24 protein-coding genes are annotated in these 26149 nt (G+C 55.5%); 4 read left to right on the forward strand and 20 right to left on the reverse strand.

The window, feature by feature from the left end:
- Positions 1 to 92: 92 nt before the first annotated feature.
- The 11 genes from dtpA to blr form a co-directional block, all read right to left on the reverse strand.
- Complete coding sequence (gene dtpA / locus EQV24_RS00970) at positions 93 to 1601, reverse strand: dipeptide/tripeptide permease DtpA (RefSeq protein ID WP_013096905.1); 1509 nt, start codon at positions 1599 to 1601, stop codon at positions 93 to 95.
- A gap of 617 nt (positions 1602 to 2218) precedes the next feature.
- Entirely contained in the window at positions 2219 to 2854 is a 636-nt protein-coding gene (gene nth / locus EQV24_RS00975; RefSeq protein WP_020688297.1) for an endonuclease III, read from the reverse strand.
- On the reverse strand, positions 2851 to 3537 hold the full coding sequence (locus tag EQV24_RS00980) for an electron transport complex subunit E (RefSeq protein WP_023622212.1): 687 nt from the start codon (positions 3535 to 3537) through the stop codon (positions 2851 to 2853). The genes nth and EQV24_RS00980 overlap by 4 nt, the downstream gene beginning before the upstream one ends.
- Positions 3538 to 3539: 2 nt before the next feature.
- Entirely contained in the window at positions 3540 to 4160 is a 621-nt protein-coding gene (gene rsxG / locus EQV24_RS00985; RefSeq protein ID WP_048971240.1) for an electron transport complex subunit RsxG, read from the reverse strand.
- 10 nt (positions 4161 to 4170) lie between these two features.
- Positions 4171 to 5223: an electron transport complex subunit RsxD gene (gene rsxD, locus EQV24_RS00990; protein WP_048971242.1), complete on the reverse strand. Its 1053-nt coding sequence runs from the start codon at positions 5221 to 5223 to the stop codon at positions 4171 to 4173.
- Positions 5224 to 7344, reverse strand: a complete 2121-nt coding sequence (rsxC, locus tag EQV24_RS00995) for an electron transport complex subunit RsxC (RefSeq protein WP_130626029.1) — start codon at positions 7342 to 7344, stop codon at positions 5224 to 5226.
- Positions 7337 to 7915, reverse strand: a complete 579-nt coding sequence (gene rsxB / locus EQV24_RS01000) for an electron transport complex subunit RsxB (protein ID WP_130626030.1) — start codon at positions 7913 to 7915, stop codon at positions 7337 to 7339. Before rsxB ends, rsxC begins: the two co-directional genes overlap by 8 nt.
- On the reverse strand, positions 7915 to 8496 hold the full coding sequence (gene rsxA / locus EQV24_RS01005; RefSeq protein WP_013096898.1) for an electron transport complex subunit RsxA: 582 nt from the start codon (positions 8494 to 8496) through the stop codon (positions 7915 to 7917). The genes rsxB and rsxA overlap by 1 nt, the downstream gene beginning before the upstream one ends.
- 76 nt (positions 8497 to 8572) lie before the next feature.
- Entirely contained in the window at positions 8573 to 9013 is a 441-nt protein-coding gene (locus tag EQV24_RS01010; protein WP_013096897.1) for a DUF2569 domain-containing protein, read from the reverse strand.
- Between the two features lie 87 nt (positions 9014 to 9100).
- The gene (gene ydgT / locus EQV24_RS01015) at positions 9101 to 9316 is read right to left on the reverse strand and encodes a transcription modulator YdgT (RefSeq protein ID WP_013096896.1); all 216 of its coding nucleotides are present in this window, start codon (positions 9314 to 9316) and stop codon (positions 9101 to 9103) included.
- Positions 9317 to 9548: 232 nt separating this feature from the next.
- The gene (gene blr, locus EQV24_RS01020; protein WP_168112406.1) at positions 9549 to 9674 is read right to left on the reverse strand and encodes a division septum protein Blr; all 126 of its coding nucleotides are present in this window, start codon (positions 9672 to 9674) and stop codon (positions 9549 to 9551) included.
- Between the two features lie 243 nt (positions 9675 to 9917).
- Here blr and EQV24_RS01025 point away from each other — a divergent pair, with 243 nt between their 5' ends.
- Complete coding sequence (locus tag EQV24_RS01025) at positions 9918 to 10958, forward strand: oxidoreductase (RefSeq protein ID WP_013096894.1); 1041 nt, start codon at positions 9918 to 9920, stop codon at positions 10956 to 10958.
- Positions 10959 to 11002: 44 nt separating this feature from the next.
- On the opposite strand, the gene add is transcribed toward EQV24_RS01025, so the two are convergent.
- The 3 genes from add to malX all read right to left on the reverse strand — a co-directional run bounded on the left by add (position 11003) and on the right by malX (position 14914).
- Positions 11003 to 12004 carry an adenosine deaminase gene (gene add / locus EQV24_RS01030; protein WP_013096893.1) on the reverse strand — a complete coding sequence of 334 codons (1002 nt, stop codon included), beginning with the start codon at positions 12002 to 12004 and terminating at the stop codon, positions 11003 to 11005.
- A 96-nt stretch (positions 12005 to 12100) separates the two neighbouring features.
- On the reverse strand, positions 12101 to 13273 hold the full coding sequence (locus EQV24_RS01035) for a MalY/PatB family protein (protein ID WP_095454796.1): 1173 nt from the start codon (positions 13271 to 13273) through the stop codon (positions 12101 to 12103).
- Positions 13274 to 13321: 48 nt separating this feature from the next.
- On the reverse strand, positions 13322 to 14914 hold the full coding sequence (malX, locus tag EQV24_RS01040; protein ID WP_095454795.1) for a maltose/glucose-specific PTS transporter subunit IIBC: 1593 nt from the start codon (positions 14912 to 14914) through the stop codon (positions 13322 to 13324).
- 178 nt (positions 14915 to 15092) lie between these two features.
- On the opposite strand from malX, the gene EQV24_RS01045 reads away from it, so the two are divergent.
- Entirely contained in the window at positions 15093 to 16121 is a 1029-nt protein-coding gene (locus tag EQV24_RS01045; protein WP_130626031.1) for a Mal regulon transcriptional regulator MalI, read from the forward strand.
- An 86-nt stretch (positions 16122 to 16207) separates the two neighbouring features.
- Here the strand turns inward: EQV24_RS01045 and EQV24_RS01050 are convergent, their stop codons facing one another.
- Together EQV24_RS01050 and manA are read right to left on the reverse strand one after the other, a co-directional pair.
- Positions 16208 to 17740: a YdgA family protein gene (locus EQV24_RS01050; protein ID WP_095454794.1), complete on the reverse strand. Its 1533-nt coding sequence runs from the start codon at positions 17738 to 17740 to the stop codon at positions 16208 to 16210.
- A 98-nt stretch (positions 17741 to 17838) separates the two neighbouring features.
- Positions 17839 to 19014, reverse strand: a complete 1176-nt coding sequence (gene manA / locus EQV24_RS01055) for a mannose-6-phosphate isomerase (protein ID WP_130626032.1) — start codon at positions 19012 to 19014, stop codon at positions 17839 to 17841.
- 199 nt (positions 19015 to 19213) lie between these two features.
- Between manA and fumA the strand changes: the two genes are divergently transcribed.
- Together fumA and fumC are read left to right on the forward strand one after the other, a co-directional pair.
- The gene (gene fumA, locus EQV24_RS01060) at positions 19214 to 20860 is read left to right on the forward strand and encodes a class I fumarate hydratase FumA (protein WP_130626033.1); all 1647 of its coding nucleotides are present in this window, start codon (positions 19214 to 19216) and stop codon (positions 20858 to 20860) included.
- Between the two features lie 137 nt (positions 20861 to 20997).
- Positions 20998 to 22392 (forward strand): class II fumarate hydratase, encoded by a 1395-nt coding sequence (gene fumC, locus EQV24_RS01065; RefSeq protein ID WP_020688279.1) that lies wholly within the window; start codon positions 20998 to 21000, stop codon positions 22390 to 22392.
- On the opposite strand, the gene tus is transcribed toward fumC, so the two are convergent.
- The 4 genes from tus to rstA all read right to left on the reverse strand — a co-directional run bounded on the left by tus (position 22393) and on the right by rstA (position 26028).
- Positions 22393 to 23322, reverse strand: a complete 930-nt coding sequence (tus, locus tag EQV24_RS01070) for a DNA replication terminus site-binding protein (protein WP_058684447.1) — start codon at positions 23320 to 23322, stop codon at positions 22393 to 22395.
- A gap of 73 nt (positions 23323 to 23395) precedes the next feature.
- Complete coding sequence (gene rstB / locus EQV24_RS01075; RefSeq protein ID WP_013096876.1) at positions 23396 to 24694, reverse strand: two-component system sensor histidine kinase RstB; 1299 nt, start codon at positions 24692 to 24694, stop codon at positions 23396 to 23398.
- A 109-nt stretch (positions 24695 to 24803) separates the two neighbouring features.
- Positions 24804 to 25064: a hypothetical protein gene (locus tag EQV24_RS01080; protein WP_130626034.1), complete on the reverse strand. Its 261-nt coding sequence runs from the start codon at positions 25062 to 25064 to the stop codon at positions 24804 to 24806.
- Between the two features lie 247 nt (positions 25065 to 25311).
- Complete coding sequence (rstA, locus tag EQV24_RS01085; protein ID WP_013096874.1) at positions 25312 to 26028, reverse strand: two-component system response regulator RstA; 717 nt, start codon at positions 26026 to 26028, stop codon at positions 25312 to 25314.
- Between the last annotated feature and the right edge of the window lie 121 nt (positions 26029 to 26149).

Consider the following 26149-nt stretch of genomic DNA (forward strand, 5'->3'; position numbering starts at 1 on the left):
CTCCTTTTTGCTGAGGTTTCAGCTATGTTAGTGCGCAAGCAAACAAAAAAAAAGCCGCTAATAAATTAGCGGCTCATCGTTTCTCAATAACGTTACGCGGTAGCGGTTTCGGTCGCTTTCGTCGCTTTGTCGTCGTCCTGAGTCATACGGTTCAGCTTCGGTGCCGTCAGCAGCATCAAAGCCGCGATAACCGCCGTTGCGATACCAATCTGCAGGAAGACGGTGCCGTACACATTCAGTGAAACCAGCGGGTCAGTCACGTTCTCAGGCACCGCCATCAGGTTTGCGATCTTACCTGCGATGATGGCTGCACCGGCAGTGGTCAGGAACCAGCTACCCATGATGAAGCCCATCAGACGCTGTGGCACCAGCTGTGCAACCATCGCCAGACCCAGACCGGAGATCATCAGTTCACCGATAGACTGCAGGGCATAGCTCAGGATCAGCCAGTTAACGGAGACGATACCGGCGTCAGTCGCAAATTTGGTACCCAGTGGCAGCACGAGGAAAGCACCAGAGCACAGCACCATACCGATGGCGAACTTGTGCGGCATTGGCAGACGGTCACCCATCTTGTTATAGATAGCCGCCAGAATTGGGCTACCAATCATGATCCAGAACGGGTTCAGCGCCTGATACTGCTCCGGCTCGAACGCGATACCCAGGATGGAGTGCTCAACGTTGCGAATAGCGAAGAAGTTCAGCGAGGTTGGCATCTGGCTGTAGAGCACGAAGAAGATAATCGCTTCCAGCATCAGGATGAAGGCCACAATCATCTTGCGACGGGCCGCACCTTGCATCGCGAAGGCTTCTTTCGCGAAGATGATGACGATACCCAGTGCCACCACGCCCAGAACGGCACGTGCAACACCCTGGTTATGCAGCAACCAGGTGGCGATGGCCGCGAGGATAACAACACCCACGATGGTGGCCAGCAGTTTGCCCATGTGCACCGGTTCGAAATCAGGTTTTGAACCGTAGTCCTTAACCCAGCTACGGCAGAACAGGAAGTTCACAACGGTAATCAGCATACCGACAAAGCTCAGCGCAAACGCCACGCTCCAGCCGAATTTCGCGGCGAGCCATGGGGTTGCCAGCATGGAGAAGAATGAACCAATGTTGATGGACATGTAGTACATGGTGAATGCACCGTCCAGACGTGGGTCATCTTTGCTGTAGCAGGTAGAGAGCAGGGATGACGGGTTCGCTTTGAACAATCCGTTACCAACGGCGATGGTTGCCATACCCATATAGACTACGGCTGCGTCATGACCAGACCAGGCAACCAGACCATAGCCGATTGCCAGAACAATGGCGCCCAGCATAATGACACGCTTCGTACCCAGAACTTTATCACCAAGCCAGCCGCCAATCGCGACCAGACCGTAAACGAGGGCACTGAATGAAGAGAACAGCGTGATGGAATCGGCTTCGGACATACCCAGCTGTTTTACCAGGTAAACCGCCATGATCCCTTGCAGGCCGTAATAACCAAAACGCTCCCATAACTCGATAGAGAAGATGAGATAGAACGCTTTTGGCTGTTTAAAAGCGTTCAAACTCACGCTTTCATCTGTTGGTTTATTGTTTGCAGTTGACACATATACCTCTTTTTTTACATCCCATATTAACGGGGGTGTTCATAGCGTGATGGTCGGAGTCCATCCGCTTTATAGTTATATTGGGAGGAGAAACGGCGGGTAATGTTCACTATCCTGACCCGTCTGGCAATACGTTTGTAATAATCTGTTACATATAACTGAGCCGCTATAATCCTCGGTTTCTGCAAATGTTATTCAGCGTTAAATTTCACACAATGGGTTTTGTTGGTTTTTTTGACTGCGAAAAACCGGCGGAGAGGGTTGTGTGGCGATATGTTCTGCTATTTACCGTTAAATGCAGTCATATAGCCCATATTCTGAAAAATGAGTGGTCTTATCTGCGGCCATTGAAGGATTACATCTTGTCTGGCAAAGGGTTTAGGTGGGATCTGACAACAAAAAATCAACATGAAGTTATCAGAGTGATCGCGATCACAAATGTATAGAAATTTTCGGTAGTGAAAAAACTATTAACCTGTTTGAGCGTTAAATAACCGAACAATTGACAGGGCGTAAGAGAACATAAGCGGACAACTTGCGGCCTAAAGGAAGGTTTTTAGTTAAGCCTTCCTTTAGTAAGGTCTTGATGATGCGAAAGTAAAAAGGAATAACGCCGCTCAGGGATACACTTTTTCTTTATATTCGCAGAGATCTTCAATGATACATGAGCCGCAGCGAGGCTTTCTGGCAATGCAGGTATAACGGCCATGCAGGATAAGCCAGTGATGACAGTCGACTTTGAATTCAGCGGGAACCACTTTTAACAGTTTCTCCTCCACCTGTTCGACATTTTTACCCGGAGCGAAGTTGGTTCGGTTAGCGACACGGAAAATATGGGTATCAACCGCGATGGTCGGCCAGCCAAACGCGGTGTTAAGTACCACATTCGCCGTTTTACGTCCCACACCCGGCAACGCTTCCAGCGCCTCGCGATCTTCCGGCACTTCACCACCATGACGCTCCAGCAAAATGCGGCAGGTCTTAATGACGTTCTCCGCTTTGCTGTTAAACAGCCCGATGGTTTTGATATAAGACTTCACCCCTTCCACGCCCAGCTCCAGCATGGCTTTCGGGGTATTGGCCACCGGATAGAGCAGGGCGGTGGCCTTATTCACGCTCACGTCAGTGGCCTGAGCCGAAAGCAGCACTGCGATCAGCAGCTCAAACGGCGAAGTGAAATTCAGCTCAGTCGTCGGGTGCGGGTTTGCGTCCCGAAGACGGGTGAGGATCGCAATGCGCTTTTCTTTGTTCATGAGGCTTTCCCGGGTATCCCTTCCTGCACGCTGCGCTCAGCCGCGCGGCGCTTACGTTTTTCATCAATCAGGTATTTTATCGCCAGCATCATGCCAAGGCCAATAAACGCACCCGGTGGCAGCATAGCCAGCAGGAACGGCGTATCCGTATGAAACACCTCGATGCGTAAAACTTTAGCCCAGCTTCCCAGCAGCGCGTCTGCGCCGTCGAAGAGGGTACCGTTGCCAAGAATTTCACGCAGTGAGCCCAGAACGAACATCGCGCAGGTGGCTCCCATTCCGATGGAGAAACCATCCAGGGCCGACATCGCCGGGGTGTTCTTCACGGCAAAGGCTTCTGCACGCCCCACCACGATACAGTTGGTAACGATCAGCGGAATAAAAATCCCCAGTGACTGATACAGACCGAACGCGTAGGCATTAATCAGCATCTGAACGACGCTCACCACTGACGCGATGATCATGACGTAAATCGGAATACGGATTTCCGACGGCGTCCAGCGGCGCAGGGTGGAAATGGAGAGGTTGGTCAGGGTCAGCACCAGCGTGGTGGCAAGCCCCAGCCCCAATGCGTTGGTAGCGGTGGATGTCACCGCCAGCAGCGGGCACAATCCCAGCAGCTGTACCAGTGCGGAGTTGTTCTTCCACAACCCCTGGACAATGACCTCTTTAACCTGGCTCATGCTCACTCCTCACAGGCCGGAAGATTGTTAATCTGTGCAGGCAGCGTTTCTGCATACAACCCGGCACGTTTTACGGCATTCACGACGGCACGCGGCGTAATGGTGGCCCCGGTGAACTGGTCAAACTCGCCGCCATCTTTCTTGACGGCAAATGCCGTGTCCGCTTCGCCGTGGATCACCTTACCGGCAAAATGCAAAATCCAGTCGCTCAGGCGTGTCTCAATTTTATCCCCAAGGCCCGGCGTTTCGTGGTGTTGAGTCACGCGGGTACCCAACACGGTACCGGAAAAATCGGTACCCACAAGTAGCTGAATGGCACCGGAATATCCGTCTGGTGCCGTGGCCTCCATCACCACGCCCACCGCGTTATCGCCTTTACGGGCGATATAGAGACGATGCGGGCCTTTACCTAACTGCGGCGCCTGTACCACGAAACAGCTTTTCTGCAGGTCATTATCGTAGAAATCAGACGGCATCACCTGATCGAACAGCGCGCGTTGCTGCTTCGCGGCCTGTTCATCAATGGTCGTTTTGGTCAGTTCGTTCACCAGTGCCGTCATCCCGGTGAGGACAGCAGCGAAAATGGCCAGCGTGACGCCATGTTTTTGCATTGTTTTCAGCATCGCGAAACCCTTAACGATGGCCGTACACGCGTGGGCGCGTGTAGTAGTCAATGAGCGGAACGGTGATGTTGGCAAGCAGGACGGCGAACGCTACGCCATCCGGGTATCCGCCGAAACTGCGGATCAGCCACACCAGCAGACCGGCCAGCGCACCGAAGATCAGACGACCGCGATTGGTGGTCGAGGCGGTTACCGGATCGGTCAGAATAAAGAACGCGCCCAGCATGGTGGCACCAGAGAGCAGATGCATCTGCGGGCTCGCCAGGGATTCAGGAGAGAAGAACCAGCCCAGCGTGGAGCAGACCGCGAGCGTGACCAGGAAGCTCACCGGAATATGCCAGCGGATCGCTTTCTGCTGCAGCAGAAACAGGCCGCCCAACAGATATGCCAGGTTAACCCACTGCCAGCCTGCACCGGCCAGCACGCCGCTGTAGATGGCTGATTGCATGATCTGCTCAACGCTGTGCCCGGCACGCAGGGACGTTTTAAACGTATCGAGCGGTGTGGCCTGGCTGACACCATCCACGCCCATACGCAACGCATTCATATCGGCACCGGACGCCGTATGGCCGGTAAAGATCACCTGAAGGGCATCCATAAAACCCGGCACCGTGGCGGCGATATCGTGCGGCGGCAGCCAACTGGTCATTTGTACCGGGAAGGAGATAAGCAGTACCACGTAGCCGACCATCGCCGGGTTAAAGGGATTGTGGCCCAGCCCACCGTACAGCTGTTTGGCAATAATCACCGCAAACACCGTACCGAGCACGATCATCCACCACGGCGCAAACGGCGGAATACTGATGGCCAGCAGCAGGCCCGTCAGCAGAGCGGAGTTATCGCTGAGAATACGGGAGATGTTCATCTTACGCAGCTTCAGCACCAGCGCTTCGGCCGCTACGGCGCTGGCACAGCCCAGTGCTAACTGGAACAGGGTTCCCCAGCCGAAAAACCAGAACTGAACGGCAATACCCGGCAGTGCAGCCAGGCAGACCAGCATCATAATGCGCGACGTCTGGCGCTGGTTATGGGTGTAAGGGGAACTTGCGATTCTGAAAACCATTTAATCCTCGTTAACTGCTTGCTGTGCGGCTTTCTTCGCCTGAACGCGTGCAATCGCGGCGGCGACGGCGGCTTTGCGTGGATCGTCGTTCGCGGCAGGCTGTTGTACTTCCTGCTGAGCCGCTTTCCGTGCTTTGGCGCGGGCGATGGCCGCTTCGACAGCGGCTTTGCGCGGATCGACTGGTGCCTCTTCTGCAGCTGGTTGTTGTTGCTGCGCTGCTTTCCGCGCTTTGGCGCGGGCGATGGCCGCTTCGACAGCCGCTTTACGCGGATCGACCGGCGCCTCTTCTGTGGCCGGTTGCGGTTGCTGCGCCGCTTTACGCGCTTTAGCGCGGGCTATCGCGGCTTCAACGGCGGCTTTGCGCGGGTCTGTGGCCTCTTGCTCAACGACTACCTGCTGCTCTCCCGCTTTCCGTGCTTTGGCGCGGGCGATGGCCGCTTCAACGGCCGCTTTACGCGGATCGACACGGGTTTCTTCCGGTTGCCCAGTTTGCGCTTTTTCCGCCTGACGCGCGCGCGCCGCGGCCTTACGCGCTTCACGTGCGGCAATGGCTTCGCTGTTATCTGGCTTCTCACCGGCGGAGATCACCACAGGTTGCGCTGCGGTCGCTTTTTTCTCGCGCACGCGAGCCAGCGCCGCGTTAATGGCATCCTGATCTTTCTCGCCTGGCTGAACGGCAGCCTGCTTATGACGCTCCTGACGGGCCAGTTTTTCACGCTCCAGACGAGCCTGGCGGGCTTCAAAGCGGGCTTTCGCTTCGGCAGCGCGTTTTTCTTCCATCGAGATGGCATAAATCTCGGCCTTCTCCTGACGGAAGTACTGCACCAGCGGAATGTTGCTAGGGCAGACCCAGGCGCACGCGCCGCATTCGATGCAGTCAGCCAGATTATGCGCTTGCGCTTTATCGTGCAGCTGACCTTTGCTGTACCAGTACAACTGCTGTGGAAGCAGATCGGCCGGGCAGGCATCGGCGCAGGCGCTGCAGCGGATGCAGCCTTTCTCTTCCTGCTCTTCACCCATTTCGGTGGGGGAGGGGGCGAGCAGGCAGTTAGTGATTTTTACGACCGGAACGTCCAGCCACGGCAGGGTAAAGCCCATCAATGGACCGCCCATGATCACCATCTGATCGCTGCCGGGACAGAATCCGGCCTGCTCCAGAAGATGACGAACCGGCGTGCCCAGACGCGCCCAGACGTTCCCCGGACGAGACACTGACTCGCCCGTCATCGTCACCACGCGTTCGGTCAGGGGTTCACCGTCAATCACCGCGCGTTTCACTGCGTAGGCGGTACCCACGTTTTGCATCAGCACGCCAATATCCGATGAGCGGCCGCCGTGGGGAACCTGCTTTCCGGTGAGTATTTGCGTCAGCTGTTTTGCCCCGCCCGACGGGTACTTGGTCGGAATGACGCGCAGGCTGATATCGTGGCTACCGGCGAGCACCGCGCGCAGCATGGAAATGGCCTGCGGTTTGTTATCCTCAATGCCAATCAGCACTTCACGGGGCTGCAGCACATGGGCGAGGATACGGATCCCCTCCACGACCTGCGCGGCGCAGTCCTGCATCAGGCGGTCATCGGCGGTGATATAGGGTTCGCATTCGGCGGCGTTGATAATCAGGGTCTGAATTTTATCGCCGCCACCGCGCAGTTTGACGCCGGTCGGGAACCCTGCGCCACCCAGCCCGGCAACGCCGAACTGATGAATACGGTCGATAAGCGCTTCCCGGCTGCGGGCGCGGTAGTCGCTCCAGCCATCACGCTCGATCCAGCGGTCTTCGCCGTCGGCTTCAATAATGACGCTCAGTTCGGAGAGGGCTGACGGATGTGCAACGGTGTGAGGGGTAATCGCCACCACTTTACCGGATGTCGGGGCGTGGATCGGCAGCATACGCCCACGACCAAAGGTCAATGGCTGGCCGCGAAGGACGGTATCGCCTTCTTTAACGCACAACTCACCCTCAGCGCCAATGTGCTGCTTCAGCGGCATGACGAAACGGGTCGCCAGCGGAATTTGACGCAGCGGCGTGCCGCTGGACTGGGTTTTCATCTCTGGTGGATGGATCCCGCCGTCAAAGTCCCAAATCTTCTCTTTTCTGAAAGCAGAAAATAACTTAAGCATGTTGTTCCACAGGAATATTGCGAACCGGAATGGTTTGAAGATCCCACTTCCAGCTTTCGGTAGTCGTTTCAACCGGGCGCAACTCAATACATTGCGTCGGGCAGGGTGCCACGCAGAGGTTACAGCCGGTGCACAGATCCGCCACAACGGTGTGAATGGCGCGGGTGGCGCCAACAATGGCGTCGACAGGGCATGCCTGAATACACTTGGTGCAGCCAATGCAGTTCGCTTCGTCAATCACCGCGAGGGCACGCACGGGCTCCTGCACCTGCGCATCGCCATCAATGGGTTGCGGGTCGACGTTTAGCAGCGCTGCAATTTTCAGCATTACCGCTTCGCCACCTGGCGCACAGCGGTTGATTTTCTCACCCTGAATACCCACGGCTTCTGCATAGGGACGACAGCCAGGATAGCCGCACTGCCCACACTGGCTTTGCGGCAAAAGCTCATCGATTTTTTCAACAACAGGATCGTCCTCTACCGCGAATCGGCGGGAGGCGTAACCCAGAATCAGGCCAAACACCAACCCCAGCACGCTGATGGAGGCGATGGCAATCCAGATGGTATTCATTACAACTTCACCAGACCACTAAAGCCCATAAAGGCCAGAGACATTAAACCTGCGGTCACCAGCGCAATCGCGTTTCCGCGAAAGGGCGCAGGGATATCCGCTGCGGCGAGGCGCTCACGAATAGAGGCAAACAGCACCATCACCAGCGAGAAACCGACGGCGGCAGAAAAACCGTACAGCGCCGACTGCATGAAATTATGCCCGAGATTAATGTTCAACAGCGCTACGCCAAGAACGGCGCAGTTGGTGGTGATCAACGGCAAAAAGATACCCAGCAGGCGATAGAGCGCCGGGCTGGTTTTACGCACCACCATTTCGGTAAATTGCACCACTACGGCAATGACCAGAATAAAGGCCAGCGTACGGAGATAGACTAAACCCAGCGGGATGAGGATCCAGGTATCAATCAACCAGGCGCAGATGGACGCCATCGTCATCACGAAGGTGGTTGCCAGCCCCATGCCCATTGCCGTTTCCAGCTTTTTGGACACGCCCATAAACGGACACAGGCCAAGGAACTTCACCAGAACGAAGTTGTTAACCAGCACTGTGCCGACAAAGAGCAGTAAGTAATCGGTCATTATTCAGCCTGAAATAAAAAAGCCGCCTATTATCGGATAAACCACAACAGGCGACAACAGGTTATCTGTAAGGTTATTACGGATTCACGAAGGTGTTCTTCACCCGCGTCGAACGCTTGAAATAGGGCACCAGAAGCGCCGCCGCCAGTAACGGGAAAAGCAGCTGACGAACGGCCAGCGCGTCCGAAACCGGTGAAAAAGCAAAGGCTTTCACCGCCAGCAGTACGGAAACGAGCAGCCAGATGATGTAGTGCTTAGGCACATTTTTGCGGCGTTTAAAGAACGCAATGGTTAGCCACAGCGTGTAGTACCACATGCCTATGGCGAAGACGAACGACACGAACCACAGCGTAATATTCAGCACACTTTGCGACATCAGGGTCTGGATTGCATGAGGGGTAACCAGCGCGGTGGTATAAAGCAGCAGCGCAAGTGATGCGCTTAATAAGGCAACCAGCAGCCATGCCAGTGGGGCGATTAACCAGCCTCCAATTCTTTCTCCAGGCGTTGCGGTCATGAACTCTCCCATAAATCTGCGCGAAATGTTGTACAGCCAGTTTGCAGGGCGGAGAGTATATAACATTTCGCGCGGATGGCTACTTTCTTATAAAACGTAACGCCATACGGACTTAGGCACTTCGCCGACGTTAAACAAACGGCCACCGGAGACCAGCTCCGCACGGCGATGATCCGCTGCACGATACATATTGATGATGTCCTGATTATCCGACAGCGTGTAGTTCAGGTGGTCAAACAGTTTTTCCAGGCTCTCAAGGGAATTGATCTTGCGAAATTTTAATAAATAGTCCTGAACTGTCATATTAATAAGTTTCCATATAAAAGTGAGTCATACCCGTTAAGGTAATTCGTTTGAATAATAAACGGATTAATAAAGACGTAAACTGCCCACTCAGGTAACGCGACTAAATTAGGAGTTTTCTTTGCGAAAGATTCAGGCATCTGATGATGCCTGGAAGAGAAGGTTAACCGTGTTCACCAGGAGTGGCAATAAGTAACTGACATATTATGTCACTCTTTATTACCGTAACCGGTTACTTAGGTTGGGCGACAGTGACAGGCTCCGGCGGTTGGTAGTTATCGATGTGGCTGGCAACGCCAAGCAAAATGACCGATACCCCAAGAACAATCCATCCCGCTAATTCAATGATTCGATTAATAATTGACGTCATAATTCGTGTTTGTAATTTATCCATAAATACTGGTTGCAAATGTTACAGCGCCAGGGGGGAGACAGCAAGTGCTTTGGGAACGGTTCCCTTAAGCACAATCAGCGGGTTAACCCCATATAACAAAAACAACCGGAGCAGGATGCTATTTTAAGTCATATGGCACATGCTTAATCTGTCATGTGGCCAGGTTAGCCAGTGTGAAATAAGAACATCACAGGAGAGGGCAACACTATGAGTGATAGCATCCGTGTCGGGCTTATTGGTTACGGGTATGCGAGCAAAACATTCCATGCGCCGTTAATTGCCGGTACGCCGGGAATGGCGCTGGCGGCGGTGTCGAGCAGCGATGCCACCAAGGTGCATGCCGACTGGCCCACCGTTCCGGTTGTCTCTGAGCCTAAGCACCTTTTCAATGATCCGAATATCGATTTAATTGTGATCCCCACGCCGAATGATACCCATTTCCCGCTGGCGAAGGCGGCGCTGGAAGCCGGTAAGCATGTCGTCGTCGATAAACCCTTTACCGTGACGTTGTCTCAGGCACGCGAGCTGGATGCGCTGGCGAAAAGCCTTGGCAGACTGCTGTCGGTGTTTCATAACCGCCGCTGGGACAGCGATTTTCTCACGGTAAAAGCGCTGCTCAGCGAGGGAACGCTCGGGGAGATAACCTTCTTTGAATCGCATTTTGATCGTTTCCGGCCGCAGGTGCGAAATCGCTGGCGTGAGCAAGCCGGGCCAGGCAGCGGCATCTGGTACGATTTAGCCCCACACCTGCTCGACCAGGCCGTGAATCTGTTTGGCCTGCCGGTGAGTATGACGGTTGATCTGGCCCAGCTCAGACCCGGCGCGCAAACGACCGATTATTTTCATGCCATCCTGAGCTACCCGCAACGGCGGATAGTGCTGCACGGAACGATGGTTGCGGCTGCGGAATCTGCGCGTTATATCATCCATGGTACGCGGGGGAGCTACGTGAAATTTGGTCTGGATCCGCAGGAAGACAGGCTGAAAAACGGCGAGCGTTTGCCTCAGGAAGACTGGGGATATGATATGCGAGACGGGGTGGTGACTAAAGTGGAGGGGGAGACGCTGGTGGAAGAAACCTTGCTGACGAGCCCGGGGAACTACCCGGCATATTATGCGGCCGTGCGTGATGCGCTGAACGGCACGGGGGAAAACCCGGTACCAGCCAGTCAGGCGATTCAGATTATGGAGTTGATCGAACTGGGCATTGAATCTGCCAAACATCGCGCCACGCTCTGTCTGGCATAAGTGTTGTTGGCCGGGTAGGGCGTAGCCGCCACCCGGCAAAGGGGTTACGCGTTTGCCACCTTATCCCGAAGCGCCTGCTTCTCTTCCGGCGTGAGGAAGGCCATCTCCAGCCCATTAATCTGCGCCTGGCGGATCTGTTCGCGGCTCAGGCCCGCCTGCGGTGCGGCGACAGTATACTCGTGGATAATGTCCACGCCCTGTACCGCCGGGTCATCGGTATTCAGCGAGGCCAGCACGCCGTGCTCAAGGAAGGTTTTCAGCGGGTGCTTATCCAGCGCGGGCACGGTGCTGGTCTGAATATTGGAGGTTAGGCAGGATTCGATCCCGATACGTTGCTCGGCCAGGAAGTCCATCAGGGCGCGATCTTCCACCGCTTTTACACCGTGACCGATACGCTCGGCACCCAGTTCACGGATGGCCTGCCAGATGCTCTCCGGCCCCGCCGCTTCACCGGCGTGAACGGTTACATGCCAGCCGGCATCACGTGCGCGGTTGAAATGTGACAGGAACAGGCTGCCCGGGAAGCCCAGTTCATCCCCGGCCAGGTCGACTGCGGTGATCGCGTCACGATGCGCCAGCAGCGCTTCCAGTTCCTGCAGACAGGCCGCTTCGCCGAAGGTACGGCTCATGATGCCAATCAAACGGGCCTGCACATCGAAGGCTTTGCACCCTTCACGGACACCTTCAATAACGGCTTCAACCACGCCTGCAACGGGCAGGCTGTGGGTCATCGCCATATAGCCTGGCGAAAAGCGCAGTTCGACATAATGCAGGCCGTTACGGGCGGCATCTTCGATATTCTCAAAAGCGACACGGCGACAGGCATCCAGTGAGGCCAGCATCTTTACGCCCCAGTCGAGTTTGCTCAAAAAACTGACCAGATCCGGTTCATTAGAGGTGACCTGAACGTGCGGGATCAGGGTTTCAAGCGATTGAGCAGGGAGCGTTAAATTGTACTGGCGGCCAAGATCGAGGATGGTTTGGGCACGAATGTTACCGTCAAGGTGACGATGAATATCTGTTAAAGGCAGGCGTGTATCAATCATGGTCGCACTCTTTTCTGGTTAAAGTGCGCCACATTATAAAAACAAAACGAGGTAAAAAGCTATTTGCGCAAGGGAATATTCCGTTGCGCAAACAAACTACAGGAGCGTGTTGATACCCGCAATCAGCCGCTGCACCCCTTGTTCCAGCTTGCTGCGCGGGCAGCCGGCATTCAGGCGGATAAAACCGATGCCTTCGTTTCCATAGGTATATCCCGGCATGATGGCGACTTTTTGCTGCTCAATCAGTACGTTTTGCAGGGCGCGATCGTCAATATTTAACGGGCGCAGGTCAATCCAGGCGAGATAGGTCGCCTCGGGTGGCGTCCAGTTTAGTACCGGAAAAGCGCTGTTCATTTCACGTGCGATAAATTTCAGGTTCTCTTCCAGATAGTCGCGCAGCGCGGCAAGCCACGGCTCACCCTGCTGATAGGCGGCAATATGCGCCGTCAGTGCCAGCACGGAGGGAGAGGAGAGGCCGTCACGGCCTTTTAGCGCGCTCAGATACGCATTACGGCTCTCCTCATCGCCTATTAACCCATATGCGCCGGTCAGTGCCGGGATATTAAAGCTCTTGGAGCCTGAGGTCAGCAGTGCCCATTTACCGCGCGCGACCCTGTTCCATGGCGTGTGGCGATGTTCTCCCCATACCATGTCCATATGAATTTCATCGCTTATCACCGCCACGTCATAGCGCGCGCACAGTTCAGCCATCTGCGCCAGCTCCTCCTGCGTCCAGACCTTGCCGGTCGGGTTTTGCGGGCTGCACAGCAGCAATATTTTGTTTTCCGGTTTCGCCAGGGCGGCCTCAAGCGCGGCCATATTTCCCTGCCAGCCCGTCGCCTGTTTCTCCATCGCCACTGGCACTACGTGGCGCGCATTGCCTTCAATGGCTTTATAAAACGCATCATAAGCCGGGGTATGCACCACCACACCGTCTCCCGACATCGACCACAGGCGAATCAGCTCAGAGACCATATAGATCACGGAAGGGCCATAAACAACGGTTTCAGTATCAATCCGGCTGTTAAAACGTTGCTGGAACCAGTGCGTCACCGCGGCCAGGAATTCTTCGTTTTTCCAGCGGCTGTAGCCAAACACGCGGTGATCAATACGTTGATGTAGCGCATCGATAATGCAGGGGGCGGTGGCGAAATCCATATCAGAGATCGTAAAGGGCAGCAGGTCGGCGGCACCAAAACGGTCGGCAACATAATCCCACTGTGTACACCAGGTGCCGTGGCGATCGACAACGGTCGAGAAATCAAACATGACGTATGTCCTTAAAGTAAAACCCCCTCTGCGTGAGGGGGTGAGGCATCAGGCTTCGACTGTGCGCATCAGGGTGGCCAGCTCATCTTTGACCGACTGCACCTGCGGGCCGATAACCACCTGCAAATTGTGCTGATTCAACTGTACCACGCCGATTGCCCGGTTGGCTTTCAGGGCATTGGTATCCACTTTCGACATATCCGCCACCGACAGACGCAGACGGGTAATGCAGTTATCCAGAGAGGTAATGTTATCCGCACCGCCCAGCGCCGCCAGAATTGCCGGCGTGTTATAACCCGATTTACCCACTGTACCGGCAACGGCCTGTTCCACGCTGGTGGCGGTTTCGGCATCGCGGCCTGGCGTTTTCAGGTTAAAGCGGGTGATGGCGAAGCGGAAGATACCGTAGTACACCACGAACCAGATCGCCGCCACGACCGGCACCAGATACCACTTGGTGGACAAACCATGCAGGATGCCGAACACCACGAAATCAATTACGTTGCCGTCGGTGTTACCGATGGTGACACCCAGCACCGCCATCACGGTAAAGCCCAGACCGGTCAGCACCGCGTGGATGAGATACAGCACCGGCGCGACAAACAGGAACAGGAATTCGATAGGCTCAGTCGTACCGCCTACAACGCAGGCGATTACCCCGGAAATCAACAGCCCTTTAATTTTGTGACGATTTTCCGGTCGGGCGCAGTGGTACATCGCCAGCGCCGCGCCTGGCAGACCGCCGAGGAAGGCCGGCATTTTACCCTGTGACAGGAAGCGGGTCGCACTCTCAGAGAAGCCATGAGTGGTTGGGCAGCTCAGCTGCGCCTGGAAGATGGTCAGCGCACCGCTTACATCATGACCGCACACTTCCATGGTGCCGCCTGCTTCGGTGAAGCGAATCAGCGCCACCAGGATATGTTGCAGGCCAAACGGCAGCAGCAGACGTTCGCCGGTACCGAAGATCATCGGGCCGAAATCGCCCGCGCCGTTAATGATACGGCCAATACCGTTGATACCGAGCGCAAAGACCGGCCAGATCAGCGGGATGACCAGACCAAACAGCCCCATGACCACGAGAGTAATAATTGGCACGAAGCGGGTGCCGCCGAAGAAAGCCAGGGCATCGGGGAGGCGGATATTGTGGAAGCGCTCATGCAGCATCCAGATAATGACCCCCGCGATCACCGCGCCGAGGATCCCAGTGTCGATGGACTGAATACCAATCACGCTCTGAATGTTGTTGGCTTTCAGCACCACAGCATCGGTAGTGGGCAGGATGCCTTTGGCGGTCAGCCAGAAGTTCACCGCAAGGTTCATCACCGCGTAGCCCACAAAACCGGCGAACGCCGCCACGCCTTTATTCTCACGCGCCAGGCCCAGCGGGATGGCGATACAGAACATCACGGGCAGGAAACTGAAGGCAAAGGAGCCGACCTTACTCATCCAGATAAAGATCGCCTGCAGCACAGGGGTACCGAGGATCGGGATCAGCGTAATGACGTCCTTACTGCTGAGCGAGCTGCCGATCCCGAGCATGATCCCGCAGAACGAGAGAAGCGCCACGGGCAGCATAAAGGTTTTACCCAGTTGCTGGAAAAATTCCCACAGCGATATTTTTTGTGCTGTTTTCGCCGTCATAAAACGACTCCTTTATTGTTAAAATCAGTTTGTCTGCTTCAATGCTGCGAGAAGATAAAACGTTTTATCAAAGTTTAGTGCGCGCTGAATCACATTCTCAGCCTTTCACTGGTAGTATAAAGATAACGTATTGATAAAACGTTTTACCGATCTCATTATCAGGGAGTCACGCCAACACATGGCTGTAGCGAAAAAGATCACCATCAACGATGTCGCGCTGGCGGCGGGCGTTTCCGTCAGCACCGTTTCACTGGTCCTGAGTGGAAAAGGGCGCATCTCTCCCGCGACCGGTCAGCGGGTTAACGACGCCGTTGAACAACTGGGTTTTGTGCGTAACCGTCAGGCGTCGGCCCTGCGCGGGGGACAAAGCGGCGTGATTGGCCTGATTGTGCGTGACCTGACTTCACCCTTTTACGCCGAACTGACCGCCGGGTTGACCGAAGCGCTGGAGGCGCAGGGACGAATGGTGTTTCTGCTCCACGGTGGACGCGAGCCGGACCAGCTTCTTTCCCGGCTCGACATGCTGCTCACCCAGGGCGTTGACGGTGTGATTGTTGCCGGAGCGTCGGGCGTGAGCAGTGAATTATGCGAGCGCGCGGCCGCTAAAGGGGTGCCGCTGGTCTTTGCGTCGCGCGCCAGTTATCTGGATGAAGCCGATACCCTGCGGCCAGACAACATGCAGGCGGCTCAAATGTTGACCGAGCATCTTATTCGTCGCGGACATCAGCGGATTTCCTGGCTCGGCGGAAAAAGCTCGTCGCTGACCCGCGCCGAACGGGTGGGCGGTTATTGCGCGACGCTGATTAAATACGGTTTACCGTTCCACAGCGAGTGGGTGGTAGAGTGTGAATCCAGTCAGAAAAAAGCCGCAGAAGCGATCGGTGCGCTGTTAAGCAGCAGTCCGACAATAAGCGCCGTGATTTGCTATAACGATGTGATTGCGATGGGGGCCTGGTTTGGTCTGATCCGCGCCGGGCGTCAGAGCGGTGAGGGGGGGGTTGAAACCTTCTTCGGCCATCAGGTGGCGTTAGGGGCATTTGCCGACGTTGGCGAAAATGCGCTGGACGATCTGCCCATCGTCTGGGCCACCACGCCCGCACGGGAGATGGGTTACACGCTGGCGGACAGGATCATGCAGCGCATCGAAAAAACAGACGTGCAGGCCGGGCACCAGATTGTGGCGGCGCGTTTGGTAACGGTGAAATAATCCAGAGCACGTTGCGGAGTGTAGGCCAGATAAGGCATCGCCGCCCCCCGGCAATAAAAAACCCCTCATGCGAGGGGTTTTGTCGTTTACTGCTGCGGCGCCGCAGGTTCGGCTGGCGCTGCTGGTTCAGCCGGTTCCGGCATGCCCAGGGCAGGCATACCAAACATGCCGACAAAGTCCTCCAGCGGCATTTTGTCACCGTTGAGCGTCACCTGGCCGTTGGCATACTGCAGGCTGGTGGAAATCGTGTTGTCGTCCACCTTTGTGATGCGGAACATCTGGCCCATCGCCGCCAGGCCTTTCACCTGCTGGTTTGCCAGCTTGCCGGCATCGTCATCGCCGTACCCTTCAAGCTTCGCAATCTGAGTCATAAATTCGGTTGCCATATCCATTGGGATCGTCAGCTTGCTGTCCAGAGACTTCACGCTGCGATCCACTTCCTGGGCCAGCGTTTGCGGTTCGCCCGTTGCGGTTGCCGGATCTTTCAGGAACAGAGACAGGTTAAAGCTGGTTTCGCCTTTGCTGTTTTTCCAGCTCAGCGGAGCGACGGTGATCACCGGTTCACCTTTGAGCAGAATAGGCAGGTTGTTGAACAGCACGGCCATCGCCTGCTGCTGATACACTTCCGGGTTCTGCTGCAGCGCGGCATCGGTCAGCAGCGCCTGGCTCTCTTTGCTGTATTTCTGGCTGAATTCATGCCACGCCTGACCGTCAATATTGCCGATCTTCAGCGAAAGCTTGCCGGTACCCAGGTCCTGATTCTGCACTTTCAGGCTCTTCAGGGTGTAATCCAGCTGAGTATTGATGCTCTTACCGTCTTTGGAGACATCCGATTTACCATCAACGTCCATGCCTTCCAGCACGGCCATCTCTTTACCTTCAATCGCAATGGCAATCTTATCAATCGAGAGTTTCTGATCGCCGATACGCTCTTTGAAGTCGGTCATGCGGCTGTTGCCGTCTGCTTTCAAATTGTTGAAGGTAATCTGTACATTCTGATCGTATTCGTTAACTGCGTTGACCAGACCGCTTTGCGCTTCCCCTGTCAGGGAGAGCACGTTCCCTTCGCGGTCAGCATCTACGGTGAAGTTGCCACCGCTGAAGGTGACTTTCTCGTTCTCTTTCTCGTAGTTCAGCGCCTTCAGCGCGATATTCGAGCGGGTGTCACCGGCATAGCTGATGCGGGTATCAACCGCGAAAGGTGATTCATTTTTTGCCAGATCGAACAGCGGCTTAGTTAAGTCGTTATTCACCAGCACGGTGTGAACGGACGCCATTGATGGAATCAGGTTAAAGGACTTCAGCTGCGCCAGCGGGAACGGACCGTGACTTACCACCTCATCCAGCACCACCGTCTGGCCCGGCTTCAGCCAGCCATTTTCATTTCCGGCAACGGGCTTCACCACAAGCTGCATATGGCTGGTGAATACCCCGCGCTCATAATTCTGATAGCTCAGCTCTACACCCGCTTCCGGTGCGCCACGCTTAATTTGGCTGTTAGCCTGTGCCACCATCTCAGCCAGACGGCTCTCCAGCTGCTTCCCGGTAAACCAGGATGCTCCCGTCCAGACTACGCCTAACGCTACAATCACGCCTACCGCTACGACCGATTTTTTCATTGCGACTATCCCTAAAATGAAACCAGGCGGTAGAAACCGCCCGGAGATATAAAGCCTGCCACTAGCTTAGCAAGAGTTGTTAAAAAATTCAGTATTGTCTAAAGCTTATTAAATACGCGCGCCAGGCGACCGGTACCGCTCACGCTTACCGGGGACTCATTAGCAGCAACGAATGCTGACTCACCCGGCTTAAGCACCAGACGCTGTTCGCCTTTATGCAGTGTCGCTTCACCCTCAACGCAGAACAGGATCGCCGCGCTCTCCTGCGCGATGGTCGTTTCGGTCTGGCTGAGGTCGTGCAGGGAGAAAGCAAAATCGTCAACCGGAATAGGGAAGTCCAGCTCTGCGCCATTTTTGACGGGCTGAGTAAGCAGCTCGGCAGCAGGTTTTGCCACAAACTTCACGTTAGCCACCAGTTCAGGGATGTCGATATATTTCGGCGTCAGACCCGCGCGCAGCACGTTGTCGGAGTTGGCCATTACCTCCAGCGCCACACCCTGCAGATAGGCATGCGGCGTTTCCGCGAACAGGAACATGGCTTCGCCCGGGTTTAGCTTCACCACGTTCAGCAGCAGCGGGGAGAACAGGCCGCTGTCGTCCGGGTAAAACGCAGAAATCAGACGGATGGTGTCCCATGGTTCGCCCTGCTGGCCGTCCAGCGCCGCTTTCAGCACCGCCAGGGCGTGGGATTTCTCGTCGCCCTGCATGTTGAGCAGGCTGGCGAACAGCTGGCTCAGGCTTTCCGCGTTCGGATTTGCCAGGAAATGCGCGATAGCGTTATGCGCTCCTGCGACCGGCTGCAGCAGAGAGATGATCTCGGAGAACTTGCGAAACGCGTTCATCGCCAGGAAAGGGGTCAGCGCAAAGACCAGCTCCGGCTTGTGGTTCGGATCTTTATAGTTACGCTCGGCGGCATCTAATGGGATACCGGCCGCATTCTCTTTTGCAAAGCCAATTTCAGAGGCTTTCTTGTTCGGGTGAACCTGGATGGAGAGAGGTTGATCGGCACACAGCACCTTAAACAGGAACGGCAGCTCGCCAAAACGGCTGGCCACGCTGTTGCCCAGCAGCGTGGCTTTATCGGCATCAATTACGTCGCGCAGCGCGCGCACCTGGCCGCTGGCATCTTCAACTTTTGAGCTGCTCTTCGGGTGGGCGCCCATCCACAGTTCTGCTATCGGCAGGTTGTCCGGGTTCGCGATACCGTAGAGTTCCGTTAACGCAGTTTTACTTCCCCAGGCGTAGTTTTGCACTGAGTTGATGAGTTTTTGCATTATCAAGCCCTGATTCAAATGTGGAATAAACTCCGGGTATTAAAGCAATAAACCACCTGGAAGTAACCTGCGGATGTAAAAAGTCGTACTAGTCTCAGTTTTTGTTAAAAAATTGTGTAGGATAAGCTGACTCGCTTTTAAGCCGGGCAGCGGAACATCTGCCCTGAATAATCAGACCGACGCAGTAAGTGAGAGAACAATGTCGAACAAACCCTTTCATTACCAGGATCCTTTCCCGCTCGGTAAGGATCAGACCGAATATTACCTGTTAACCCGCGATCACGTCTCTGTCTCTGAGTTTGAAGGGCAGGAGATCCTCAAAGTCGATCCGCAGGCGCTGACCTTACTGGCGCAGCACGCCTTCCACGACGCCTCGTTTATGCTCCGTCCTGCGCATCAGCAGCAGGTGGCCGATATTCTCAGCGACCCGGAGGCCAGCGAAAACGATAAGTATGTCGCGCTGCAGTTCCTGCGTAACTCCGATATCGCGGCAAAAGGCATTCTGCCGACCTGCCAGGACACCGGTACGGCCATCATCGTGGGTAAAAAAGGCCAGCGTGTTTGGACCGGTGGCGGCGATGAAGCCGCGCTGGCGCACGGTGTCTACAACACTTACACCGAAGACAACCTGCGCTACTCGCAAAACGCGGCGCTGGATATGTATAAAGAGGTCAACACCGGCACCAACCTGCCTGCGCAAATTGACCTCTACAGCGTGGACGGCGATGAGTACAAATTCCTTTGCATCGCGAAAGGCGGCGGTTCAGCCAACAAAACTTACCTCTACCAGGAAACGAAAGCGTTGCTCACACCGGGCAAGCTGAAGAACTACCTGGTGGAAAAAATGCGTACCCTCGGGACTGCAGCCTGCCCGCCATACCATATCGCCTTTGTCATTGGCGGCACGTCGGCGGAAGCGACGCTGAAAACCGTGAAGCTGGCATCGACCAAATACTACGACGGCCTGCCAACCGAAGGGAACGAACACGGCCAGGCGTTCCGCGATGTTCAGCTTGAGCAGGAGCTGCTGGAAGAAGCGCGTAATCTGGGGTTCGGCGCACAGTTCGGCGGTAAATACTTTGCTCACGACGTGCGTGTGATCCGTCTGCCGCGCCACGGCGCATCCTGCCCGGTGGGTATGGGCGTCTCATGCTCGGCGGATCGTAATATCAAAGCGAAGATCAACCGTGAAGGCGTGTGGATCGAAAAACTGGAGAACAACCCGGGTAAATACATTCCGGAAGCGCTGCGTAAAGCCGGTGAAGGTGAAGCGGTTCGCGTTGATCTGAACCGTCCGATGAAAGAGATTCTGGCGCAGCTGTCTCAGTACCCGGTCTCGACGCGTCTCTCCCTGAACGGCACGATCATCGTCGGCCGCGACATCGCCCATGCGAAGCTGAAAGAGCGCCTGGACAACGGCGAAGGGTTGCCGCAGTACATCAAAGATCATCCGATCTACTACGCGGGCCCGGCGAAAACGCCAGAGGGTTATGCCTCCGGCTCATTAGGCCCAACCACCGCAGGCCGCATGGACTCCTATGTTGACCAGCTCCAGGCCAACGGCGGCAGCATGATCATGCTGGCGAAAGGCAACCGCAGCCAGCAGGTGACGGACGCGTGCCACAAGCACGGTGGGTTCTACCTGGGCAGTATCGGTGGTCCGGCGGCCGTACTGGCGCAGGGCAGCATCAAGAGCCTGGAGTGCGTGGAATACCCGGAACTGGGTATGGAAGCGATCTGGAAAATTGAAGTGGAAGATTTCCCGGCGTTTATCCTGGTGGATGACAAAGGCAATGACTTCTTCAAGCAGATCCAGTCCTCTCAGTGTTCGGCATGTGTGAAGTAAGCTAAAAAGCCGGGTGGCGGCTACGCCACCCGACAACAAAAAGAGCGCACAAAGCGCCATAACGTTTCTCAGAAGTCATCAATACTTATCTCTTAAGCATGTGAGCAATCCCATCTTTAATTATCAAGGAGAAAGTAATGACAACGCATCGCCGTGAGAAAGATTCGATGGGCGCGATCGACGTTCCGGCCGACAAACTCTGGGGGGCGCAAACCCAGCGCTCGCTGGAACATTTCCGTATTTCGACAGAGAAAATGCCCGTTTCGCTGATTCAGGCGCTGGCGCTGACCAAACGTGCCGCCGCCAAAGTGAATCTGGATCTGGGCCTGCTGGCGGCTGACAAAGCCAACGCCATCATCAGTGCCGCCGACGAAGTGCTGGCGGGCAAGCATCCCGACGAATTCCCCCTGGCCATCTGGCAGACCGGCTCTGGCACGCAGAGCAACATGAACATGAATGAAGTGCTGGCCAACCGGGCAAGCGAGTTGCTGGGCGGCGTGCGCGGTATGGAGCGTAAGGTTCACCCGAACGATGACGTTAACAAGAGCCAGAGCTCCAACGATGTCTTCCCGACGGCAATGCACGTGGCGGCGGTGATTGCCATCCGTGAACAGCTTATCCCGCAGCTAAATGTGCTTAAAAGCACCCTTAACGAGAAAGCCCAGGCCTTCAGTGATATCGTCAAAATCGGGCGTACCCACCTGCAGGATGCCACGCCGCTGACCCTTGGACAGGAGATATCCGGCTGGGTGGCGATGCTGGAACACAATCTCAAACACATTGAGCACAGCCTGCCGCATCTCTCTGAGCTGGCGCTGGGCGGCACGGCGGTGGGGACGGGGTTAAATACCCATCCGGAGTACGCGGTGCGCGTGGCGGAAGAGCTGGCCGCGATTACCGGGCAACCGTTTGTTACCGCGCCCAATAAGTTTGAGGCGCTGGCAACCTGCGACGCGCTGGTTCATACGCATGGTGCGCTGAAAGGGCTGGCGGCATCACTGATGAAAATCGCCAACGACGTGCGCTGGCTGGCCTCTGGCCCGCGCTGCGGCATTGGTGAAATCAGCATCCCGGAAAATGAACCGGGTAGCTCCATTATGCCGGGCAAAGTGAACCCGACGCAGTGTGAAGCCATGACCATGCTCTGCTGTCAGGTGCTGGGAAATGACGTGGCCGTCAACATGGGCGGTGCGTCAGGCAATTTCGAGCTGAACGTCTATCGTCCGATGGTTATCCACAATGTGCTTCAGTCTGTACGTCTGCTGGCGGACGGCATGGAGAGTTTCAACGCGCATTGCGCCTCCGGCATTGAGCCGAACCGCGAGCGAATCAGCCAGTTGCTCAATGAGTCGCTGATGCTGGTGACCGCCCTCAATACCCATATCGGCTACGACAAAGCCGCTGAGATCGCCAAAAAGGCGCATAAAGAGGGGCTGACGCTGAAAGCCTCTGCGCTGGCGCTCGGCTATCTCACGGAAGCCGAGTTTGATGCCTGGGTCCGCCCTGAAGCGATGGTCGGCAGCCTGAAATAGTCACGTCGCCACATACAGGTGCAGCCGGGGAATAATCAGCTGCAGCGGCTGCGCCTGAGGCTTATAGCGATGCTGAACGTTTTCCGCATCGTAATTCAGCAGTTCGCCAATGTCCGGTACCACGGCGCCCTGATCGGCATCATAGAGCGCAATCAGCGGCGTTGGGCAGGCGTACTGGATCTGCTTTTGCTGGCCTGAATACCAGACGCGGGCGATAGGCTGCACCTTCACCGGGCGTTTAATCTTCAGGCGCGTTTCAACGGGCAATGACGCGATGCTGTGATACTCCTGCTCCAGGCGCTCAATCCACTGCTCGCGCGACCACGGAGCCACGGTGCGCGGCGTTTTCAGGCTCTTTTCCAGCTGGGCCAGGATCTCATCCCGGGTAAAGTTTTTGATAATGTGCTTGTTGGCCCAGCCGAAGCGCAGCGTGGCGGGCTGACGCAGTACCGTCAGCGTACGGTAGGCATTCAGGGTGATTAAACCCGGAAGCTGGCGGTGCACCCACTCAAAGCGGGCGGCTGGCGCCAGGCCTGACTCTTCGGTAATGATCTTTTCAAATGCCGCTTTCAGGGTATTGATGTGCGTAATCTGGGTTTCCAGCGCCTCACGGGTTTCGGCGTCCGTTTGCAGACAGATCACCCCCGGCAGGCGAACGGCCGCCTTGCTGCTGCGGTTTTCTGACTGCTGCTGAATAAACAGGCGACGATAGTGCTGTAGCGCCAGATCCCGCGCGGATTGGCCGATATGCTGTTTGACGTCGATGGTTTGCAGCGGATCGTGCTCTGCGCCTTTTGCCACCTCCGGCAGGGTAAAGACCCGCGCAGCCAACAGGCGGCAGGCCTGCAGGCGCTCGGTCAGCGTTAACAGCTCATGCTCCATCTCCCGAAAGGTGCTGTTCAGCCTTTCGATAAGATCGTATGTCGCCATGTGAATCCCCATTAGTTACAACATACTCATGGTATAGCACAGCACGCCGGGTCAGGCCAGCGTGCGGTTAAGGTCAGGCAGGAACGGGAAGGGCGATGTTATGGTACACCGGCCAGCTAAAGCAGAAGCATGCGCCGCCGAGTTCACTCTCCCCGCACTGCACCGTGCCGCCCATCGCCTGCGCGATAGAGTGGACAATCGCCAGTCCCAGACCACACCCTCCCGTGGCACGGTCGCGGCTCGGGTCGAGACGCACAAACGGCTCGAACACGGTTTCACGCGCATCCGGGGCGATGCCGGGGCCATCGTCTTCCACCGTCAGACGGGCCTGATTGTCCTGCAAGTCCAGGCCAATCCGCAGCGTGCTCTCGCTGTAGCGCATGGCGTTGTTCATCAGATTATCCAGCACGCGTTCCATCAGGCGCATGTCCAGCGCGCCGTAATCACCCGGTGTGACGCGCGTTAACAGGGTGCGTTGCGGATTGACGCTCTGGACGTCATCAATATGGGTTTGGATCCACGTCGGCAGATCCGGGGTACTGAGGTGCAGTTCATTTTGTGGACGGTCAAGGCGAGCGTAGGTAAGCAGCTCCTCAATGAGCGCTTCAAGCTGGCCGATGTCGCGGTTTAACGCCTGAGACTCTGCCGCCGTAAGGTTTTCGCTCATCTCCAGCCGGTAGCGCAGGCGCACCAGCGGCGTGCGCAGCTCATGAGCAATCCCGTCGATCAGTTGTTTTTTACTGGCAATCAGGGCGTTGATGTTATCGGCCATCTGGTTAAATGCAACCCCCAGACGTTCAAAGCTGGACCCGCTGTCAAAGTGAATACGCTCGGTAAGATGCCCCTCGCCAAAGCGCTGTGCGGCGGATTCCAGTTTGAGCATGTCCTGCCAGTGTGGGCGCATCCAGATAAAGACCGGGAAGGCGAGTGAAATGGCGATAAAGGCCATCAGGGCCATATCCAGCAGGCGCATCTGGTGCAGATAATAGAGATAAGGCACCGGCCCTACAGCCAGCACATAATGACTGCGCGGAATGCGCTGGATAAAGGTGTATTTCTCATCCAGTGCCACGATATCCCCGTCACGCAGGCGCTGCATGGCAGGCGGATCTAAATCGAAATCCTTCAGCGGTTCAATGCGCAGATCGAACGACAGGTTCAAATCCAGCTCTTTTAAGGTTCTCGCCCAGTCATGTGGCGGAATTTCACGCAGTTCGCTGCGCATCAGATAAAGAGAGCTTTTCATCAGATCGTCCAGCGACTGCCTGCCCGCTCGTTCGGCAGTGAACTTATAGACCAGCCCGACCAGCATGGTCATCACCAGGAAGCAGACAAACAGCAAAAGATAAAACTGCACAAAAAGCTTTTTCATTAAATCTCACCGAAAAAACGATACATGCAGAATATACATGAAAAACCTTCCGGTGTTTTCACCACCATCATGCACGACAAACGTATTATCTGAGCCGTGCCGAGGTTTGTTACATGGCGTGAGTACTTCTTTTGATTTTGGCGATGAGTTTTTCTATCACGCTCAGGCCTTCCGCGATCTCCGCATCAATCACGGCGCTTCCGAATTCGTTAATTAAATCCAACAATATTTCGTAAGACTGAATCAGTTCCAGAAGATCAAAGAGGGCTTTTTGGTCGGCACGCGTGGGGGAGGCTTGGTTAAGCGTTGCCTGATTAACAATCCATTCAAGATTGGTTTTGATGGCTTCTACGTCATGGTAGCTATACATATGTCATAGGCTTAAATCCTCATTTCAAGATTTTATGGGAGAGAGGTAGCGAAAGCGTCGCGATAAAAACGTTTATGTGGCGGGCCCGGTGCGAGCTCAAGAAGGAATGCAGGAAAAGTAATTATGGATTAGTTCGCTGGCTTAGCAAGTTAATTGTTGCGCCAACGGGCAAATTAACGCGCGAAAGAAAGGGCATTGTCATGTAATGCCTTCATTTCGCGCAGGCTATGCTATTTTGCCAACGCGATCAGGTTTCCCAGGCGTGCGGGGCGAACAGATAACCCTTGTTACGCACGGTTTTGATGCGGTACGGCTCGGTGGCGTTGTCCTGCAGTTTCTTACGCAGTCGCGAAATAGCCACGTCAACACTGCGATCCATTCCATCGTAACTTACGCCGCGCAGGTTTTTCAGCAACGCGTCACGGTCCATAATCTGCCCCGCATGGGTGGCCAGCTCCCAGAGCAGGTCAAAATCGGCGGTAGAGAGCGCGATAAGCTCACCGGAAAGCAGGACCTGGCGGTTAACCGGATCGATGGATAACGTGCCAAACCGCATCGCTTTATGCGGCATCAGGGACTGCGCCGGCACCTCGCGTTCACTGCTGGCATGCTGGCGCAAATGCAGGCGCAGACGGGCGAGCAGAACGGCAGGCGGCGTGGTTTTAAGAATGTAGTCATTGGCCCCCATCTCCAGCGACAGAATATGGTTCATGTCGCTGTCCAGTGAGGTCAGCAGCACGATAGGGCCATCCCACTGAGCCCGCAGGTCGCGGCACAGCGTCATCCCGTCTTTGCCGGGCAACATGATATCCAGCAGCACCAGATCCGGGTTTTCACGCACCACGACCTCTTCGGCGCGATCGCCACGTGGCTCAACAATAACGTCCATATCATGTTTACCCAGATAAGCGGCGATCAATTGCCCCACTTCGGGCTCATCTTCTACATAAACAATCTTATTCATACAACGTCTGTTATCGCGAAAAATGCCAACATACACCGCGTAACCTTAACCTTCCATTAATCTTTCAAAATTAACGTCAGTTCCGTTATTCTGGCTCATATTGTTACTTGATTGTTATAGG

This window comes from Enterobacter sp. A8, assembly GCF_004296595.1.
Classification (GTDB): domain Bacteria; phylum Pseudomonadota; class Gammaproteobacteria; order Enterobacterales; family Enterobacteriaceae; genus Enterobacter; species Enterobacter cloacae.

Excerpts from the sequence above, each read along its gene's own strand:
- nth (WP_020688297.1), bottom strand. The coding sequence starts at position 2,854 with ATGAACAAAGAAAAGCGCATTGCGATCCTCACCCGTCTTCGGGACGCA.
- EQV24_RS00980 (WP_023622212.1), bottom strand. The coding sequence starts at position 3,537 with ATGAGCCAGGTTAAAGAGGTCATTGTCCAGGGGTTGTGGAAGAACAAC.
- rsxG (WP_048971240.1), bottom strand. The coding sequence starts at position 4,160 with ATGCTGAAAACAATGCAAAAACATGGCGTCACGCTGGCCATTTTCGCT.
- rsxD (WP_048971242.1), bottom strand. The coding sequence starts at position 5,223 with ATGGTTTTCAGAATCGCAAGTTCCCCTTACACCCATAACCAGCGCCAG.
- rsxC (WP_130626029.1), bottom strand. The coding sequence starts at position 7,344 with ATGCTTAAGTTATTTTCTGCTTTCAGAAAAGAGAAGATTTGGGACTTT.
- rsxB (WP_130626030.1), bottom strand. The coding sequence starts at position 7,915 with ATGAATACCATCTGGATTGCCATCGCCTCCATCAGCGTGCTGGGGTTG.
- rsxA (WP_013096898.1), bottom strand. The coding sequence starts at position 8,496 with ATGACCGATTACTTACTGCTCTTTGTCGGCACAGTGCTGGTTAACAAC.
- EQV24_RS01010 (WP_013096897.1), bottom strand. The coding sequence starts at position 9,013 with ATGACCGCAACGCCTGGAGAAAGAATTGGAGGCTGGTTAATCGCCCCA.
- ydgT (WP_013096896.1), bottom strand. The coding sequence starts at position 9,316 with ATGACAGTTCAGGACTATTTATTAAAATTTCGCAAGATCAATTCCCTT.
- EQV24_RS01025 (WP_013096894.1), top strand. The coding sequence starts at position 9,918 with ATGAGTGATAGCATCCGTGTCGGGCTTATTGGTTACGGGTATGCGAGC.
- add (WP_013096893.1), bottom strand. The coding sequence starts at position 12,004 with ATGATTGATACACGCCTGCCTTTAACAGATATTCATCGTCACCTTGAC.
- EQV24_RS01035 (WP_095454796.1), bottom strand. The coding sequence starts at position 13,273 with ATGTTTGATTTCTCGACCGTTGTCGATCGCCACGGCACCTGGTGTACA.
- malX (WP_095454795.1), bottom strand. The coding sequence starts at position 14,914 with ATGACGGCGAAAACAGCACAAAAAATATCGCTGTGGGAATTTTTCCAG.
- EQV24_RS01045 (WP_130626031.1), top strand. The coding sequence starts at position 15,093 with ATGGCTGTAGCGAAAAAGATCACCATCAACGATGTCGCGCTGGCGGCG.
- EQV24_RS01050 (WP_095454794.1), bottom strand. The coding sequence starts at position 17,740 with ATGAAAAAATCGGTCGTAGCGGTAGGCGTGATTGTAGCGTTAGGCGTA.
- manA (WP_130626032.1), bottom strand. The coding sequence starts at position 19,014 with ATGCAAAAACTCATCAACTCAGTGCAAAACTACGCCTGGGGAAGTAAA.
- fumA (WP_130626033.1), top strand. The coding sequence starts at position 19,214 with ATGTCGAACAAACCCTTTCATTACCAGGATCCTTTCCCGCTCGGTAAG.
- fumC (WP_020688279.1), top strand. The coding sequence starts at position 20,998 with ATGACAACGCATCGCCGTGAGAAAGATTCGATGGGCGCGATCGACGTT.
- tus (WP_058684447.1), bottom strand. The coding sequence starts at position 23,322 with ATGGCGACATACGATCTTATCGAAAGGCTGAACAGCACCTTTCGGGAG.
- rstB (WP_013096876.1), bottom strand. The coding sequence starts at position 24,694 with ATGAAAAAGCTTTTTGTGCAGTTTTATCTTTTGCTGTTTGTCTGCTTC.
- EQV24_RS01080 (WP_130626034.1), bottom strand. The coding sequence starts at position 25,064 with ATGTATAGCTACCATGACGTAGAAGCCATCAAAACCAATCTTGAATGG.
- rstA (WP_013096874.1), bottom strand. The coding sequence starts at position 26,028 with ATGAATAAGATTGTTTATGTAGAAGATGAGCCCGAAGTGGGGCAATTG.